The sequence below is a fragment of the Streptomyces sp. BYX5S genome, from assembly GCF_054724165.1.
Genome location: NZ_CM138829.1, coordinates 7,350,273 through 7,367,292 on the forward strand (window position 1 = coordinate 7,350,273; position 17,020 = coordinate 7,367,292).

Annotated in this window: 14 protein-coding genes; 7 read left to right on the forward strand and 7 right to left on the reverse strand. The window is 72.4% G+C overall.

The features are described from left to right. Window positions 1–76: 76 nt before the first annotated feature. The 3 genes from ACYBSK_RS33065 to ACYBSK_RS33075 are packed head-to-tail and all read left to right on the forward strand — an operon-like array spanning window position 77 to window position 3,596. The gene (locus ACYBSK_RS33065; protein ID WP_460247148.1) at window positions 77–1,054 is read left to right on the forward strand and encodes a glycosyltransferase family 2 protein; all 978 of its coding nucleotides are present in this window, start codon (window positions 77–79) and stop codon (window positions 1,052–1,054) included. Continuing rightward, window positions 1,051–2,388, forward strand: a complete 1,338-nt coding sequence (locus ACYBSK_RS33070; RefSeq protein ID WP_460244297.1) for a polysialyltransferase family glycosyltransferase — start codon at window positions 1,051–1,053, stop codon at window positions 2,386–2,388. Before ACYBSK_RS33065 ends, ACYBSK_RS33070 begins: the two co-directional genes overlap by 4 nt. Beyond that, window positions 2,385–3,596, forward strand: coding sequence for an acyltransferase family protein (locus tag ACYBSK_RS33075; protein ID WP_460244298.1), 1,212 nt, complete (start codon window positions 2,385–2,387; stop codon window positions 3,594–3,596). The genes ACYBSK_RS33070 and ACYBSK_RS33075 overlap by 4 nt, the downstream gene beginning before the upstream one ends. Here ACYBSK_RS33075 and ACYBSK_RS33080 read toward each other — a convergent pair. Continuing rightward, window positions 3,581–4,279, reverse strand: a complete 699-nt coding sequence (locus ACYBSK_RS33080; protein ID WP_457480942.1) for a TetR/AcrR family transcriptional regulator C-terminal domain-containing protein — start codon at window positions 4,277–4,279, stop codon at window positions 3,581–3,583. The two genes, ACYBSK_RS33075 and ACYBSK_RS33080, sit on opposite strands and share 16 nt — an antisense overlap. A gap of 72 nt (window positions 4,280–4,351) precedes the next feature. Here ACYBSK_RS33080 and ACYBSK_RS33085 point away from each other — a divergent pair, with 72 nt between their 5' ends. Continuing rightward, window positions 4,352–5,833, forward strand: a complete 1,482-nt coding sequence (locus tag ACYBSK_RS33085; RefSeq protein ID WP_460244299.1) for an FAD-dependent monooxygenase — start codon at window positions 4,352–4,354, stop codon at window positions 5,831–5,833. A gap of 20 nt (window positions 5,834–5,853) precedes the next feature. Here ACYBSK_RS33085 and leuE read toward each other — a convergent pair whose 3' ends face one another. Both leuE and ACYBSK_RS33095 read right to left on the reverse strand, forming a co-directional pair. Continuing rightward, complete coding sequence (gene leuE, locus ACYBSK_RS33090; protein WP_460244300.1) at window positions 5,854–6,519, reverse strand: leucine efflux protein LeuE; 666 nt, start codon at window positions 6,517–6,519, stop codon at window positions 5,854–5,856. Window positions 6,520–6,737: 218 nt separating this feature from the next. Beyond that, entirely contained in the window at window positions 6,738–8,318 is a 1,581-nt protein-coding gene (locus ACYBSK_RS33095; RefSeq protein ID WP_457480945.1) for an acyl-CoA mutase large subunit family protein, read from the reverse strand. A gap of 308 nt (window positions 8,319–8,626) precedes the next feature. On the opposite strand from ACYBSK_RS33095, the gene ACYBSK_RS33100 reads away from it, so the two are divergent. Continuing rightward, window positions 8,627–9,520 carry a L,D-transpeptidase family protein gene (locus tag ACYBSK_RS33100; RefSeq protein WP_460244301.1) on the forward strand — a complete coding sequence of 298 codons (894 nt, stop codon included), beginning with the start codon at window positions 8,627–8,629 and terminating at the stop codon, window positions 9,518–9,520. A gap of 189 nt (window positions 9,521–9,709) precedes the next feature. Here ACYBSK_RS33100 and ACYBSK_RS33105 read toward each other — a convergent pair whose 3' ends face one another. From ACYBSK_RS33105 to ACYBSK_RS33120, 4 genes are all read right to left on the reverse strand, one after another. Beyond that, complete coding sequence (locus tag ACYBSK_RS33105) at window positions 9,710–10,831, reverse strand: hypothetical protein (RefSeq protein WP_460244302.1); 1,122 nt, start codon at window positions 10,829–10,831, stop codon at window positions 9,710–9,712. Beyond that, on the reverse strand, window positions 10,831–11,496 hold the full coding sequence (locus ACYBSK_RS33110) for an RNA polymerase sigma factor (protein WP_457480948.1): 666 nt from the start codon (window positions 11,494–11,496) through the stop codon (window positions 10,831–10,833). The genes ACYBSK_RS33105 and ACYBSK_RS33110 overlap by 1 nt, the downstream gene beginning before the upstream one ends. Window positions 11,497–11,785: 289 nt before the next feature. Next, the gene (locus ACYBSK_RS33115) at window positions 11,786–12,415 is read right to left on the reverse strand and encodes a hypothetical protein (protein ID WP_460244303.1); all 630 of its coding nucleotides are present in this window, start codon (window positions 12,413–12,415) and stop codon (window positions 11,786–11,788) included. Window positions 12,416–12,449: 34 nt separating this feature from the next. Further along, a complete protein-coding gene (locus tag ACYBSK_RS33120) occupies window positions 12,450–13,046 on the reverse strand; it encodes an RNA polymerase sigma factor (RefSeq protein WP_457480950.1) in 597 nt (198 codons plus the stop codon). Between the two features lie 277 nt (window positions 13,047–13,323). On the opposite strand from ACYBSK_RS33120, the gene ACYBSK_RS33125 reads away from it, so the two are divergent. Beyond that, entirely contained in the window at window positions 13,324–14,172 is an 849-nt protein-coding gene (locus ACYBSK_RS33125) for a hypothetical protein (RefSeq protein WP_460244304.1), read from the forward strand. Between the two features lie 223 nt (window positions 14,173–14,395). After that, on the forward strand, window positions 14,396–17,008 hold the full coding sequence (locus ACYBSK_RS33130; protein WP_460244305.1) for an N-acetylmuramoyl-L-alanine amidase: 2,613 nt from the start codon (window positions 14,396–14,398) through the stop codon (window positions 17,006–17,008). Window positions 17,009–17,020: the final 12 nt, after the last annotated feature.

A 17,020-nucleotide genomic window follows, 5' to 3' on the forward strand; every position in this document is an offset into this window, starting at 1 on the left:
TCCCGCCACGCTTCGTTCACCTGACATCAAGCCGCCGGTCAAGACGAATGCCGGGCCGCCGCCTAACGTCACCGACGTGGTCAAGCTCTCCGTCATCGTGCCGTTCTACAACGTGCAGCAATACGCGCCCGACACCCTGAGAAGTCTGCGTGCGAACGCACGCGACGACTTCGAATTCATTCTCGTCGACGACTGCTCGAAGGACGAGACACCGGACATTCTCGCGCGTGCCGAGCGCGAACTGCCCGGCGCGGTCGTCGTCCGACACGAACGGAACGGAGGACTCGCGACCGCCCGCAACACCGGACTCGACCGGGCCCGCGGCGAATACCTGACCTTCCTGGACGGCGACGACTGGCTCGCGCCCGGCTATTACGCCGAACTCCTCGCCTCGATAGAGGGCCTGGGCTGCGACTTCGTGCGCACGGACCACGTACAGTGCACGGCGCGGGCCCGTTCGGTGCACCGCTTCCCGCACGGGCTGCGGAACGTCGTCATGGATCCGCGCGCCGCGATCCTGCCGGCCGACCGCTCGACCGCCGTCGACTACGCGTACGCGTGGGCGGGCATGTACCACCGGCGCCTCGCCGACCAGGGGCTGCTGCACTTCACGGACGGGCTGCGCACGGCGGAGGACCGGCCGTGGATCTGGCGGCTGCACCGCGAGGCGAAATCCTTTGCCGCGGTGAGTGCGCTGGGCGTTTTCTATCGCCGGGGCGTTTCGTCCTCGCTCACCCAGATCGGCGACGTACGGCAGCTCGATTTCATTCGCGCATTCGACCAGGTCGTGCGGGAAACGGCCGAGGACCGGGACGCGGAACTGCTGCTGCCGAAGGCCGTGCGTACGTACTGCGCCATCATTTCCCACCACTTGGGATCCATCGAAAGGTTCGAACCTCCCGTGGCCCGCAAATTGAAGTCGCTCAGTGCGGCCGCGCTGAAGCGCATGCCGCAGCGCGTTCTCGACGACGCGCTCGACTCCATGGACACGCAGCGGGCCACGCGCCTGCGCCGGCTGCGCCGCCGTCCGGTCGCCGCGGAGGTCACGGCATGACGACCCGCATCCTGATGGCCTCGACGCTGTACGGCGCCGCGACGCTCTGCGCGGCGCTCGACGCGGACCGGTTCGCCCCGGCGGACCGCACGCTGCTGCTGGTCGCCAACAACGCGGCGACGCCCGAGACCACTCCGGCCGTCGACGAGATGCCCGGCTTCGAACGGCTGCGCGGTCGCTTCGACGGCGTCCTGTCGTGGAACGCGGCCATCGCCCCCTTCCACCCCGGCGGCTGGGGGCCGCGCGGCGACGACCTCCCGCTGTGGGAGCGGTACTTGCGGCTCGAATGGGGCCTCGGCGACGACGACGTCGAGCTCGCCGTGGAGTCCATCCAGGTCAACCCGGCGATGGCCGTGGCGCAGATCTTCGCGGGCGCCCCCGTCGACGTGTACGCGGACGGCCTGATGAGCTACGGCCCGACCCGCAACAAGATCGACCCGCTGATCGGCACGCGGGTGCGGCGCCTGCTCCACCTGGACCTGGTGCCGGGTCTGAAGCCGCTGCTGCTCACGGAGTTCGACGTCGAGCCCGAGGTCGTGCCCACCGAGGTCTTCCTCAAGGTGCTCGCCGAACTGTGCGACTCCGCGGGCGAGTTGCCGCACCTGCCGGGTGAACCGGCGCTGCTGCTCGGCCAGTACCTCTCGGCGCTCGGCATCCTCACGGCCGACGAGGAGGAGGACCTGCACGTGCGGATGATGCGCGGCGCCGCCGCGCTCGGCCACCACCACGTCGTGTTCAAGCCGCATCCGACGGCGCCCGCCCGCTGGTCGCGCACCCTGGAGAAGGAGGCGGAGCGGCACGGCATCGAGCTGACCATTCTGGATACCCCGGTCCTCGCCGAGGTCCTCTACCAGCGGATGCGCCCGGTCCTCGTCGTCGGCTGCTTCTCCACCGCGCTGCTCACCGCGAGCGCCCTGTACGGGATTCCGGTGGCCCGCATCGGCACCGGCACGCTCCTGGAACGCCTCGCGCCGTACCAGAACAGCAACCGGGTGCCGGTCACCATCGTCGACGCGCTGCTGCCCGATCTGGCCGACCGTACGGCGGTCGAGGCGCAGGAACAGCCGCTGCCCGTCGAGGAGTTGAACGAGCTGCTGCGGGCCGTCGGCTACGCCATGCAGTCCAAGATCTACCCCGAGCTGCGCCGCACCACCGAGCGCTACCTCGCCACGCACCTCGACGACCGCACCTGGCGCTACTTCAAGCGGCGCCGTCTCACCTCGCTCGGCCTGCCGGGCGCGATCCCCGCCCAGTTCGCGTTCATCCCCCGCAACGCGACCGTACGCAGAGTGGCCCGCCGGGCCCGGACCCTCAAGCGAGCTGCCCTCGGATGACCTCCCCCGGCACCACCCTCCCCCCACTCACCGTCGAAACGACCGAGCGCGCGCACCCGCCCGCGGCGCGCGCCCCGTCCCGCCTGTACGCCCTCGACGGGCTGCGCCTCGTCGCGGCCCTGATGGTCGCGGCGTACCACTACGGAGGCCGGGACGGCGAGGTCTCCCAGGCCTGGGGCTCGTCCCCGCAGGAACAATTCCCCTACCTGCACGGCTGGTTCGCGTACGGCTGCCTGGGCGTGCAGATCTTCTTCGTCATCAGCGGCTTCGTGATCTGCATGAGCGGCTGGGGGCGCCCCCTGCGCTCCTTCTTCGCGTCACGGGTCGCGCGCCTGTTCCCGTCGTACTGGGTGGCCGTCGTCCTCGTCACGGCCGTCTTCGCGCTGCCGGTGGTGGCGTACGAGGCGGTGTCGCCGAGCGACGCGCTGGTGAACCTGACGATGCTGCAACAGCCGCTCGGCGCCGACCGGGTGCTCGGCGTGTGCTGGACGCTCTGGGCGGAGCTGCGCTTCTACGCCCTGTTCGCGCTCTGTGTCGTCCTGCCGGGCGCGACGCGGCACCGGGTGGTGCTGTTCTGCGCGGTGTGGACGCTGGCGGCGGTGCTCGCGGAGGGCTCCGGCGAGCCGCTCGCGACGCTCGTCCTGATGCCGGAGTACGCGCCGTTCTTCATCGGCGGCATCGGCCTGTACCTGGTCCACCGCGACCGGCGCGACGTCACGGCGTGGGGCATCGTCGCGGTGAGCTGGCTGCTCGGGCAGCACTTCGCGGTCGACCGGACCTGGCACGCGCCGGACCCGGAGTTCTTCTCGTACCGCTCCTCGTTCGGGATCATCGCGGTGGTCACGCTCGGCTTCGCGGCGGTCGCGGCGATCGCCCTCGGCTGGACGCGCTGGGCGAACTGGCGGTGGCTGACGGTGGCGGGCGCCCTCACGTACCCCTTCTACCTGGTGCACGAGCACCTGGGCTGGGTCACGATCGCGGCCCTGCACCGGGGCGCCGGACTGCCCGCGTGGGCCACGTTCCTGGCGACGGTCGGCGTGATGCTGGCGCTGGCACGGGTGCTGAACCGCTGCGTCGAGGAGTGGGCGACACCGCTGCTGCGCAGGTCGCTGAACCGGCGACCGGGAGCGACGGCACCGGGCGCCCCGGCACCGGGCGCGACGGTGCCGGGGGCGGCCGCGCCGGGGGCGGGTCAGCGCACTCCGTAGCGGGCCTCGATCCCCGCGACGATCAGCCGCAGCCCCTCCTCGAACCGCTCGTCGTACGCCGCGAACAGCCGGGGGCCCGCGGCGGCGGCGAGCGGGTAGTCGCCGAGCCTCTCCGAACGCTCGGCGATGTCCACGATCGACTCGTCGCGCGTCGGCTCGGGCTTCATGCCCTGTTCCTCGGTGACGAAGCCGAGCGTGTACATGTACGCGGTGCTGCTCGCCCACGCGGCCTGGTCGGCGGTGAACCCGGCGTCGAGGAGCAGCCGCAGGTCCACCTCCATCCGCGCGCCGTGGTCCGTGCCCGTGAACCGTGAGCCGCTGAAGACCTTCGCGCCGTCGCGGTAGCGCAGGAGGGTGGCGCGCAGCTGCCGGTTGCCCTGGAGCAGCCATTCCTGCCAGGACTCCTGGGGCCTGTACTCCACCGTGACGCCCGCACCTTGGGCCTCTCGCACCTCCCCCGCCTCCGTCATGCGCCGGAACATGACGGTCGCCATCTCGTCGAGCAGCGCCTGCTTGTTCTTGAAGTGCCAGTACAGGGCGGGCGCCTGGACGTTCAGCCGCTTGGCGATGGCGCGCAGGGTCAGTCCTTCGAGCCCCACGTCGTTCAGCAGGTCGAGCGCGGTGTCGGCGACGTGCGCCTTGTCGAGTCCGGGCTTCTCTTTCGGCTTCTTGTTGTCGGCCACGCTTGACAGTTTAACGGCGTTAAGCCCATGCTCGGGAACGGGTCACTTAACGACGTTAAGGAGAGTGTGGGGATGGCGGCGCAGACGACGGAGACGACGGAGACGACGGACGTCCTGATCGTGGGCGCGGGTCCGACGGGGCTGGCGCTCGCGGTGGATCTGGCGCGGCGCGGGACGCGGTCGCTGCTGGTGGAGCGGGCCGACGGCCCGTTCCCCGGCTCGCGCGGCAAGGGCCTGCAACCGCGCACGCAGGAGGTGCTGTACGACCTCGGGGTGCTGGAGGCGGTCCACGCGGCGGGCACGCGGTACCCGAAGATGCGGATCTGGGAGGGCGCCGAGCCGGGCCAGGAGTGGGACATGATGGAGCGCTCCGAGCCGACCGAGCAGGTCCCCTGGCCGGAGGGCCTGCTGATACCGCAGGCCCGTACGCAGGAGGTGCTGTACGCGCGGCTGCGGGAGCTGGGCGGGGAGGTCCGGTTCGGCGCGGCGGTCAGCGGCCTCGCGCAGGACGAGGACGGGGTCACGGCGGAGTTCGGTAACGGCTCGGCGGTGCGGGCGCGGTACGTGGTGGCGGCGGACGGCGGGCGCTCCACGGTCCGCAGGGCGCTCGGCGTCGGCATGACCGGGGAGACGGTGGACCCGAAGCCGACGCTGGTGGCGGACGTGCGCCTCACGGACGACGCGCCGCTCGCGGACACGCACTGGCACGTGTGGCCGAAGGCGCCGGAGGGCACGGTGGCGTTCTGCCCGCTGCCGACGGGCCCCGGGGGCGACGGCGGCCGGGTCTTCCAGCTGGCGGCGCAGTTCATGGACGAGTCGGCGGTGGTGGACGCGTCACCGGAGGCGGTGCGCAAACTCCTCGCGACGCGCACGCCGCTGTCGGCGGATCACATCGCCGAGGTGCTGTGGGCCTCGGACTTCCGGGCGCGGGCGGCGATGGCGGACCGCTTCCGGGTGGGCCGGGTCTTCCTCGCGGGCGACGCGGCGCACGTCCACTCCCCGGCGGGCGGCCAGGGCCTGAACACGAGCGTGCAGGACGCGTACAACCTGGGCTGGAAGCTGGCCGCCGTGCTGTCCGGGGCGCCGCCCCGGCTCCTGGACACCTACGAGGAGGAGCGGATGCCCGTCGCCGCGGGCATCCTCGGCCTCAGCACCCGCATCCATCGCGCGGGCGCCGTGGGCACGGGCGTGCGCCGCGGCGCCGAGGTGCAGCAACTGGGCATCGGCTACCGGGAGTCCACGCTGACCCGGGAGACGCGCCCGGGGCTCGCGGACGGCGCGCTGCGGGCGGGCGACCGGGCGCCGGACGGGCGGCGGGGCGGGGTGCGCCTCTTCGACGCGTTCCGGGGGCCGCACTGGACGCTGCTCGCGGTGGGCGCGGCCGCCGACCTCCCGCCGCTGGCGGACGACGTGGTGCGCCCGACCCGCGTTCCGGCGTACGAGGCGTACGGCACGGGCGTCTTCCTGATCCGCCCCGACGGATATGTGGCGTGGGCCGGGGAGACGGCGGAGGGGGTGGAGCGGTACCTGACGGAGACCGGGGTGCGGCGCTAGGCGGGGCGGCGCTCGGTGGGTTACGCGCTGGCCAGCGACAGCTTGACGGCGAAGCCCAGGAACAGCACGCCCGCGGCGGAGGTCGCGCCCGCCGAGAGGCGCTTGCGGCGGCGGAACGCGGCGGCGAGCTTCATGCCGCTGAAGATCAGCGCCGACAGGTAGAGCACGCTCGCGAGCTGGGCGAAGAATCCGAGGACCACGAAGGAGAGGGCCGGATAGGCGTAGGACGGGTCCACGAACTGCACGAAGAAGGCGATGAAGAAGAGGATCGCCTTGGGGTTGAGGAGGCTGATCACGAAGGCGCGGCGGAAGGGCCGCTCCTGGGCGGGCGCCCGGTCCTCACCGGTGGCGGCGGCCTCCGCGGCGGCGAGCCGCTCGCGCCGGCTGCGCCACATCGACCACGCGGCGCGCATCATGCCGATCGCGAGCCAGGTCAGATAGCCGGCGCCCGCGTACTTCACGATCCCGAACAGCACGGCGTTGGCCTGGAGGAGGGAGGCGACACCGGCGGCGGACAGCGTCATCAGCACGGTGTCCCCGCACCAGACGCCCGCGGCTGCCTTGTAGCCGGTGCGGATGCCGCGGCGGGCGGCGACGGATATGACGTACAGCGAGTTCGGCCCCGGCAGGAGGATGATGAGGACGAGGCCCGCGAGATAGGTCGGAAGATCGGTGACACCCAGCATCCCTGGAGTCTCGCACGCGCGTCCGACCCCCCGCCCACCAAGCCCGCATCCCGGACACCCCACGGGAGGACCTCAACGGCCGGAGGGGCTCGGTCGGCATTCAAGCCCCTGCGGCGATTGAGCAGCGGGGTCCGGGGCGGAGCCCCGCGGCGGTGCCCCCGGTGCGGCGCACCAGGGGCAGGGGCCCGGCCCCGCCGCGGCTCAACCGGCCGCCACGCTCAGAACGCGTCCGTGGGCACGTACTGCCCCCACACCTCGCGCAGCGCGTCGCAGACCTCCCCCACCGTCGCCCGCGCCCGCAACGCGTCCTTCATGGGATACAGAACGTTGTCCTCCCCCTCCGCCGCCTTCTTCAACGCGGCGAGCGCGGCGTCCACCGCCTCCTGGTCCCGCTCGGCCCGCAGCTTCGCGAGCCGCTCGGCCTGCTGCGCCTCGATGGCCGGGTCCACGCGGAGCGGCTCGTAGGGCTCCTCCGCGTCGAGCTGGTAGCGGTTGACGCCGACCACGACGCGCTCACCGGAGTCGGTCTCCTGCGCGATGCGGTAGGCGGAGCGCTCGATCTCGCTCTTCTGGAAGCCGCGCTCGATCGCGTTGACCGCACCGCCCATGTCCTCGACCTTGCCCATGAGTTCGAGGGCGGCGGCCTCCACGTCGTCGGTCATCCTCTCGACGACGTACGACCCGGCGAACGGGTCGACGGTGGCCGTCACGTCCGTCTCGTACGCCAGCACCTGCTGCGTACGGAGCGCGAGCCGGGCCGACTTGTCGGTCGGCAGCGCGATCGCCTCGTCGAAGGAGTTCGTGTGCAGCGACTGCGTACCGCCGAGCACGGCGCCGAGCCCCTGGACGGCGACGCGCACCAGGTTGACCTCGGGCTGCTGGGCCGTGAGCTGCACGCCCGCGGTCTGGGTGTGGAAGCGCAGCATCAGCGACTTGGGGTTCTTCGCGCCGAACTCCTCCTTCATCACCCGCGCCCAGATCCGCCTGGCCGCGCGGAACTTGGCGACCTCCTCCAGGATCGTCGTACGGGCGACGAAGAAGAACGACAGGCGCGGGGCGAAGTCGTCGACGTCCATGCCGGCGGCGACGGCGGTGCGGACGTACTCGATGCCGTCGGCGAGCGTGAAGGCGATCTCCTGCGCGGGAGAGGCACCGGCCTCGGCCATGTGGTAGCCGGAGATCGAGATGGTGTTCCACTTCGGGATCTCGGCCTTGCAGTACTTGAAGATGTCCGCGATGAGCCGCAGCGAGGGCTTGGGCGGGAAGATGTAGGTGCCGCGGGCGATGTACTCCTTGAGCACGTCGTTCTGGATCGTGCCGGTGAGCTTGTCGGGGCTCACGCCCTGCTCCTCGGCGACGAGTTGGTAGAGCAGCAGCAGGAGGGACGCGGGCGCGTTGATCGTCATCGACGTGGAGACCTTCTCCAGCGGGATCCCGCCGAACAGGACGCGCATGTCGTCGATGGAGTCGATGGCGACGCCGACCTTGCCGACCTCGCCGGAGGCGATCGGGGCGTCGGAGTCGTGGCCCATCTGGGTCGGCAGGTCGAAGGCGACGGACAGGCCCATCGTGCCGTTGGCGATGAGCTGCTTGTAGCGGGCGTTGGACTCGGTGGCCGTGCCGAACCCGGCGTACTGGCGCATCGTCCACGGGCGTCCGGTGTACATCGTCGGGTAGACGCCGCGCGTGAACGGATACGCGCCGGGTTCGCCCAGCTTCTGATCCGGGTCCCAGCCCTCCAGAGCCGCCGGGCCGTAGACCGGCTCGATGGGCAGTCCGGACTCGGATTCGCGCGCCATGGTTGTGCCTCCAGCGATGACTTGCCGATGCTTACCGAATACTTGCGACGTACTAGCGACGTACTAGCGACGTACTAGCGACGTACTAGCGACGTACTTGCGACCACGTGCGATTACTCGCCAGTAGTGAACGACCCTCGCGACGGACTGTAGCGGCGGGCGTGCGGCCCGTGGAGGGCCCCGCGCTGGGACCTTGCTCACAGACTTTCCCGCGTTTGCCCGTCGTCGGCACGTCGAGTTCGAGGCGGTCCGGGCGGGGGCAGCATCAGTCGTGACAGGAGAGAACGGCGCGGCAGGCGGGGGACATCATGCGGACAGCTGTCCTACGTTCATCGATCGCGGTCACCGGGGTACTGGCCCTGGTGGCCGGGTGCAAGGCGCAGGCGGTGGAGGGCGGCGGGCAGCCGAGCGCGGCCCGGTCGGCACCGGCCTCGTCACCGTCGTACCCACTGCCGCCGCCGCTCGAGGACGACGGGGACTCGAACGACGCGAAGCCCCCGGACGGTGCCGAGCCCTCCGCCGACACCGGCCGCTCCACCGGCGCCAGGCCCTCCACCGCCCCGAAGACCCCGGCGGCCTACCTCTCCCCCGGCGACAGCGGCATGAAGGTACGGGAGTTGCAGGCGCGGCTGCACGAGGTGCAGTGGCTCTACCCGGGGCCCTCGGGGACGTACGACGACCTGACGACCGAGGCCATCAAGGGGTTCCAGGGCAAGCGCGGGCTGCCGCAGACCGGTGTGACGGACACCGTGACCTGGCAGCGGCTGCTGCGGATGACGGACGAGCCCGGCAAGTGGGAGCTGTACGCCGCGGGCGGCCAGCCCCCGGCGGAGCCGGACCCGCGGTGCCTGAAGGGGCGGGTGCTGTGCATCAGCAAGACCAGCCGGACGCTGCTGTGGATGGTGGACGGCAGGCGCGTGATGGCGACGGAGGTCCGGTTCGGCTCCGAGTACACGCCGACCCGCGAGGGCGTCTTCGAGGTCTACTTCAAGTCCCGGCACCACGTCTCGACGCTCTACGACAGCCCGATGCCGTACGCGATGTTCTTCAGCGGGGGCCAGGCGGTGCACTACTCGGCGGACTTCGCGGCGCGCGGCTACGCGGGGGCCTCGCACGGCTGCGTGAACGTCAAGGACGAGGGGAAGATCGCGAAGCTGTTCGCGGAGGTGCGGGGCGGCGACAAGGTCGTCATCTACTGGTGAAAAGTGAGCGGCGCGGGTGGGACCGGGGGAACGTGTCCCACCCGCGCCAGTGGCACTGAGCCGTAGGTACGGGGGGAACCCCGGCTCGTGCGCGGCCGATGACCAGTCGGCTCACTCATTACTGCGCCGCGCCGCCCAAAAACGTCACACCTGCGGAGCAACCATTTTCCGCGGGGGCTTTTGCGCAGGTCAGCGCTTTGATCGCGGTGATCGGGGGCCGTCCGCGGCAGCTCCGCCGCGGTCGCCCCGATGGCCCGCCCCGGCCTCACGACGGCCATCGCCCTCACCACGGTCCCTGCCGTCGCGGCCACCGTGGGAGTCGTACCTGCCGTACGTGGTGTAGCTGTTGCCCCGGTCGCCGTCGCCTCGGTCTCTGTCGCCTCGGCCGTCGTCGTCATCGTCGCTGCCGGACCTGCCGTCCGAGAACGTGGAGACGTCGGCGTCGGCGGAGCCGCCGGAGCCGCCGGAGCCCTCGGTGCGGGAGGCGCCGGAGCCCACGGAGTCACCGGCCCGGAACAGGACGCGGTCGCAGAAGCGCCCCAGGTCGTTGACGTCGGCGGCCTTCGCCGCAGAGTCGAGGCGCCGCTTCTCCTCGGTGCTCAGCTCCCCGCCGCGGTACTTGCGGCACCCGTCGACGACCGCGCGCTTCAGGGCTTCCGCGCCCTTGCCGCCGGCGTTCTGCCCGAGCCCCGGCTGCCGTTCGGCCGGGCCGCCGCCGTCACGCGAACCGTTCTGGTCGCGGTCGTGCGGGGCGTCCCCGCGCCCGGAAGACCCACCGTTCGAAGAAGAGGGCGAGGGAGGGGAAGGGGACTTCCCGGGAGAGATCTCACCGTTCTCCGTGACGCTCGCCGAGGGCGAGGAGAGCGGCCGGTCCGGGCTCGCGGCGGCGGACACGGTGGCGGCGGGCGCCGGAGCGTCCGCGTCGCGAAAGGGAGAGGGCAGCACCCCGGTCCCCGCGGCGACCGCGACCCCTCCGACCATGCACGCGGCGACGGCCGCGACGAGCCCGAACCGCGCGGGACGTCCCCAGCGCGGCCCACGCCTGCCGGAGACGGAGGCGGAGGAGGCAGCGGCGGCGTTCACACTGGCGTTCACAGCCGTGACGGCGCCCGCGTCGCGGAACGCCTTCAGCGCGGCGTCCTCACCGGGAAGTTCGCCTCCCGGACCGGCCGGCACGTCGGCCAGCGCGTGCAGCGCGGCGGCCAGCCGGTCCGCGCGCCGGGCGGCGTCGCCGGAGACGGCCGGGGACTCTCCGCGCAGCAGACGCTCCGCCGCGTCGCGGTTCAGCCACTTGTCCTGCTCGTCGGCCATCACATGTCCTTCTGCGTCCGCGAACGCGAATGCGTCACACCTGCGGACTCCGTCGTACGGGAGCGCGAGCGCCGCGGCGCCGGTACGGCTTCGAGGGATTCGGGGTCGTCCCCGGCGTCCGCGCCGAGCAGTTCGGCGAGCCGCTTCAGGCCGCGGTGCGCGGCGGTGCGGACGGCGCCCGGCCGCTTCCCCAGCGTCTGCGCCGCGCTCTTCGCGTCGAGTCCGACGACGACGCGCAGCACGACGGCCTCGGCCTGGTCCTGCGGGAGTTCGGAGATCAGGGCCAGGGTGTCGCCGGTGGCGAGGGACTCCATGGCCTCGTCGGCGGTGTCGGACAGGGCGGGCTTCCCCGTCAGCTCGGTCTCGTCACCGCCTATCGCGGGCCGGCGCCCCCGCATGCGGATGTGGTCGAGGGCCCGGTTGCGCGCTATCCGGGCGGCCCAGCCGCGGAACCGGTCGGCGTCGCCCTCGAACCGGGCGAGGTCACGGGCTATCTGGAGCCAGGCCTCCGAGGCGACGTCCTCGGCGTCCGGGTCGCCGACGAGCGTGCGTACGTATCCGAGCAGCCGTGGATGCACGGTGCGGTACACAGTCCGGAACGCGGTCTCGTCCCCGTCCTGCGCCGCAAGCACCGCGGCGGTCAGCTCCGCGTCATCCCCCAGCACTACCTGCCCCTGCCCTGCCCATCGGCGTTGCGCGCCACGGCGCGATCCAGAACGCTACGGCCTGATACGTCCTCGCGTCCATGTTCGTACAACTGGCAACCAATGGAGTCCCACGCAGGTGTGACAGAAAACGCACCCACGACGCTGAAGAGAGTACGGGCCGCTCGCGACCCGTATCGCGCGGCGGCCGGGGTCTCTCCTGTGGGGGGTGGCGACCCCGGCCGTCCCGCCCATACAGCCCCGCCGGCGTTTGAGGCGCGGGGTCCGGGGCGGAGCCCCGTGACGTCGGCTACTTCTTGCCGGGCCCGTGCGGGTGACCGTGACCGCTTGCCCCGCTCCCGCTCCCCCCGCTCCCCCCACGAACCTCCGCCGAAGGCGACTGACACCCCTCCGCAGCCCGCTCGGCCCGCCGTACACCGTGCCCGTCCTCGTACGCCCCGCACCGCGCCTCACCGTCCCGCCCCCGTTCCGGTCGGGAAACCGTGGGCCGCGGGACCTCGGCCACCGGGGTGTCGGGCGCGGTGACCGCCGGCGAAGGCGTACGCGCACCACCCCCCGACCCCGTACGCCCCCCGTCACCGTCACCGGCCCCCGCCCCGGGCAGCACCCCCGCCCCGATCCCGGCGACCGCGACCCCGCCCACCGCGACCGTCGCGAACAACGCCCCCGCGGCGGCCCGCACGGACCACCCCACCCGTCGCCGCCGCGGCCGCCAGTCGTCCCGCCGCCGCGGCGCCGCGTCGAACGCCCCGGAGTCCCGAGCGGCGCGAAACGCGGCGAGCGCCCGCCGCTCACCGTCCGCGCTCAGCGCACCCGCCCCACCCCGCACGGCATCGGCGAGCAGCTCGCCGACATCGGTCCGGTCGGCGGCGGGGTCGAGGGCGTCGGGGTCGACCGACGGCGAGGAATTGTCAGTCATCTCGCCTCACACAGCGTCCGCGGCCTGCGATCCGTCACACCCGCGGCCCCTCCGCCTCGCCCCCGCCCAGCTCCCGGGCGAGCCGCTTGAGCCCCCGGTACGCCGCCGTCCGCACCGCTCCGGGCCGCTTGCCGAGGACCCGCGCGGCGGCGGCCCCGTCGAGCCCGACGACGACCCGCAGCAGCACGGCCTCCCGCTGATCGCGCGGCAGCTCGTCGAGCAGGGCGAGCGCGCCGCGCGTGGAGAGCGCCTCCAGCGCCTGTTCGGCGGTGTTGTGACGGCCGGGCAGTTCGAGCACGTCCTGTTCGAGGACGGACTGCTTGGGCCGCACCTTCTGCCGCCGCAGCAGGTCGAGCGCGCGGTGCCGCGCGATCGTCGCGGTCCAGCCGCGGAACCCGGCCCCGTCCCCGCGGAAGCGCCCCAGGTCCCGGGATATCTCCAGCCACGCGTCGGCGGCGACGTCCTCCGCCTCGTCCCCCACCAGCCCCCGCAGGTATCCGAGCAGTCCCGGCTGCACCAGCCGGTAGGCCACGGCGAAGGCGGCCTCGTCGCCCTCCTGGGCCCGCGCGACGGCTGCGCCCAACTCCTCGTCGTGCGCCCGCGCACGCCGGGGTTCCCCTCCCTGGCCCAACCGCTTTCCTCTTCGCACGACTCCCTATGAGGCGAGCGCGTCCGCGCCCACCGCCCCCCACCGAGATCAGCGTCCACCTCCACGAAAACGTCACATCCGCACCACGGAGTCCGCCGCGCCGACCGATGAAGCACCCCAACGGTTGTGCCGCGCGGGCGAGTCGGACCTGTGAGAAGCACCATGCGTGAACCGGGTGACAGCGGGGGCGGCCGGTCCGCTGGGGAAGGCGGGGCGCGCCGATCCACGGCGCCCGCCGGACGAACAACGAGGGGGCGACGTGCGTCGCGTGGGGACCGTACGGGGTGTGCTGAGCGCGGTGGCGGTCGTGGGGCTGCTGGGGGCGGGGTTCTGCTGGCGGACCGTACCGGGCGGGGACACGGCCCGTTCCGAGCACGCGGGGGCGGCCTGGGCCGGAGACCTCCTCGACCCGGCCGAGCCGCTCGCGTTCCTCCAACGGTCGCCCGGGGAGCGCCTGTTGGGCCGCGCCGCGGGGCTGCTGCGCGACACCCGGTCGGTCCGCATGGCCGCCGACGTCACGAGGGGCGCGCAGCACGTGCGGATCGACGTACGGATGGACCACGAGCAGAACTGCGAGGGGAGCTTCGACGGGGGCCCGGCGCAGCGCGGGCACCTGATCGTGCTCGCGGGCGACGAGCCGGAGGCGTACATGCGCTTCAGCGAGGCGTCGCTCGGCGAGCTCCAGGCCATGGCGGACAGCCGGGGCGCCGCGGTCGCCCAGCAGATGCGGACGCGGACGGCGCAGATGCGCGGGAAGTACCTGAAGGCGCCCTCGGGGCCGAAGGGCGCGAAGGCGCTGGCCGCGCTGTGCACACTCAGCCAGCAGTTCGGCGCGGACGAGGACGTGACGGGGACGAAGGCGCTGAAGCCCGTACGGCGCGACGGGCGCCGGATGATCCCGCTCGTGCCGACGGCGGACTCCGGCGACGAGGGCATCGCGTACGTGGACGCCGGGGACAAGCCGTACCTGCGCTCCCTGGAGGCGTCCGAGGACACCATGTCGGTGGCCATCCGGTTCTCCGAGTACGGCAGGCCCCTGACGGTGCGCCGGCCGGCCGCCGCGGACGTCGTCGAGTTCGAGGACGGCGGCTCGATGTTCGCGGTCTAGTACTGCCTCACGGGGTGACGTGGGCCACAGCAGCACAACCAGTGACGTTTCTCGGCTGTCCTTCGCTGGATAGAGCATCTACCCGCGTGTCACGCGGGGTCCATGTGAACTTCATCGAGGGGTGGGGCAATTGAGCCCGCGACATTCGCGAGGAAAGGCGGCGGACGCGCGTGCATCGCACGCGTACAAGCCGCTGAGTCTCAAGCGGAGAGCGTGGATCACGATGGGGGCGGTCGTGGTCGGCGGCGCCGGAGTCGTGACGTACGCGATGGCCGATCCGGGCGCCGAGACGGCGCCGGCGGCCACCTACCGGGCCGCCTCCGTGCACACGGTGAACCTGGAGACGAAGAGCGACCGCAAGGTCGTTCCGCAGAAGTCGACGCAGCGCTTCAGCGCGGTGTCGGTGACGTGGAAGAGCCCGAAGGACCGGATCGACGGCACCGCCCAGTTCCGGGCGCGCGACGCCGCGTCCGGCGAGTGGAGCGGCTGGACCACGCTGCCGAAGGAGACGATGGACGCCGACGGCTCCGAGGGCGAGCGCGCCGCGCTGCGCGGCTCGACCGCCGCGGTGCCGGCCCCCTCGGACTCGAACGGCGTCGAGGTGCGGGTGGTCGACGCCGACGGCGCGGCCTCCGGCCTGCCCTCCGGCATGGACGTGAAGCTGATCGACGCGGGCACGGGCCCGCTCAAGGGCAAGGGCGCCGCGCCCCAGCCCGCCGCGTACACCGTGGAGTCGGCGTCCCCGACCACGAGCGCCTCCGACGAGACGTCCGCCTCACCCTCCCCCTCCGTCTCCGCCTCCGCGTCGGACTCGGCCACGGCCTCCGCCTCGCCGAAGGCCGACCCCACCACCGAGAGCCCGGACCCGGTGCCCACGGCGCGCCCCTCGACGGTCGTGAAGCCGCACATCATCACGCAGGCCCAGTGGGGCGCGGGCACCAACTACGACGGCACGCCCGAGTACGACACGGAGATCAAGGCCGCCGTCGTCCACCACACCGGCGTCGACTCGGACAACACGGTGCCCTGCTCGCAGACGGCCAAGCGGCTCCGCGAGATCCAGCAGAGCCACATCGCCGACGGCTACTTCGACATCGGCTACAACTTCGTGGTCGACCGCTGCGGGCAGATATTCGAGGGCCGCAGCGGCGGCATGGACCTGCCGGTGCACGGCGCCCACGACTACGGGTTCAACACGGACACCGTCGGCATCTCGTACCTCGGCAACTTCCAGACGGCCAAGCCCACCAAGGCCGCGCAGGACGCGATCTCCCGTGTCATCGCCTGGAAGTTCGGCCAGTACGGCATCTCGCCGACCGGCAACGTGACGCTGACGTCCAACGGCCCGCTCGTGCAGGGCAACCTGATCCCCGAGGGCACCAGCAAGACCCTGCCCCGCGTCTTCGGCCACAAGGACACCAACAACACGGCGTGCCCGGGGACGAACCTGTACGGCAAGCTGAGCCGCATCGCGACGCAGGCCGCCGCTCCCGGCGTCTCGCACGCGCTGCCGTCCCAGAACGTCGTCGGTGACGCCACCTCCGACATCGTCGCCGGCCTCCCGAAGGGGTCCAGCGGCGGCCAGATCGCCCTCGTGCCCGGCAGCGCCGCAGGTCCCACGACCACCGGCAAGAAGCTGATCTCGCAGTCGACGGGCGACGTGCCCGGCGCGGGCGAGCCCGGCGACGAGTTCGGCGCCGCCACCGCCACCGGCGACATCAACGGCGACGGCTACACCGACATCGCCGTCGGCCAGCCCGGCGAAAACGACACGACCGGCCACGACAACCGCGGCGCGTACACGATCCTCTACGGCCCGGGATTCACCACCGGCACCGGCGTCAACATCGACGGCAGCTACGAGCTGACCAACGCCAGGTTCGGCTCGGCCATCGCCGTCGGCGACTTCAACGCGGACGGCAAGGCCGACGTGTTCGCCGCGTCCACCGGCACCGGCGGCACCTGGAGCGCCCGCTACGGCGAGGGCTGGGACACCGACTCCTCGATCACCACCACCGAGGACACCCTGTCCTACGCGGACGCCGCGTCCGGCGACTTCAACCAGGACGGCTACGCGGACGTCGCGCTCAACTACCGCGACGGCGCGGGCATCGGCAAGGTCGTCTGGTACAAGGGCGGCTCCGGCGGCCTGCGCAAGGCCGCCACGCTCTCCCTGAAGGGCGGCCGCTCCATCGGCGCCGGCGACATCAACGGCGACGGCATCGACGACATCGCCATCGGCCAGCCGTACACCGCCGAGTCCGGTGCCGCGGCCGGCGGCCAGGTCACCTTCGTGAAGGGCTCCGCGGCGACCTCGACGACCGCGGGCGGCCTGACCACCACGGGCGCCAGGACCGTCCACCAGGACACCTCCGGCGTCCCCGGCGCCGCCGAGGCGGGCGACGCGATGGGCGCCTCGATCGCCGTGGGCGACTACAACCTCGACGGCTACGCGGACGTGCTCGCGGGCGCGCCCAACGAGGACATCACCCGCACGTCGAACCGCTCCAACGCCGGCAACTCGATCCTGCTGAAGGGCACGTCGACCGGGATCACCGGCACCGGCGCCCTCACCGTCACGCAGGACACCAGCGGCGTCCCCGGCTCCTCGGAGTCGAACGACAACCTGGGCTCGGCGGTCGCCCTGACCGACCTCTCCGGGTACGGGCGCGCGGACCTGGTGATCGGCTCGGCGGGCGAGAACTCCGGCGAGGGCATGCTGACGTACGTACCGAGCAACTCCGGCGGTCTGGGGCTGTCCTCCACGGAGAACTTCACCAAGACCACGCTCGGCACCCCGGCCACGGCCCGACTGGGCACCAACCTGGCGCCGTAGCAGGCCGGTTGT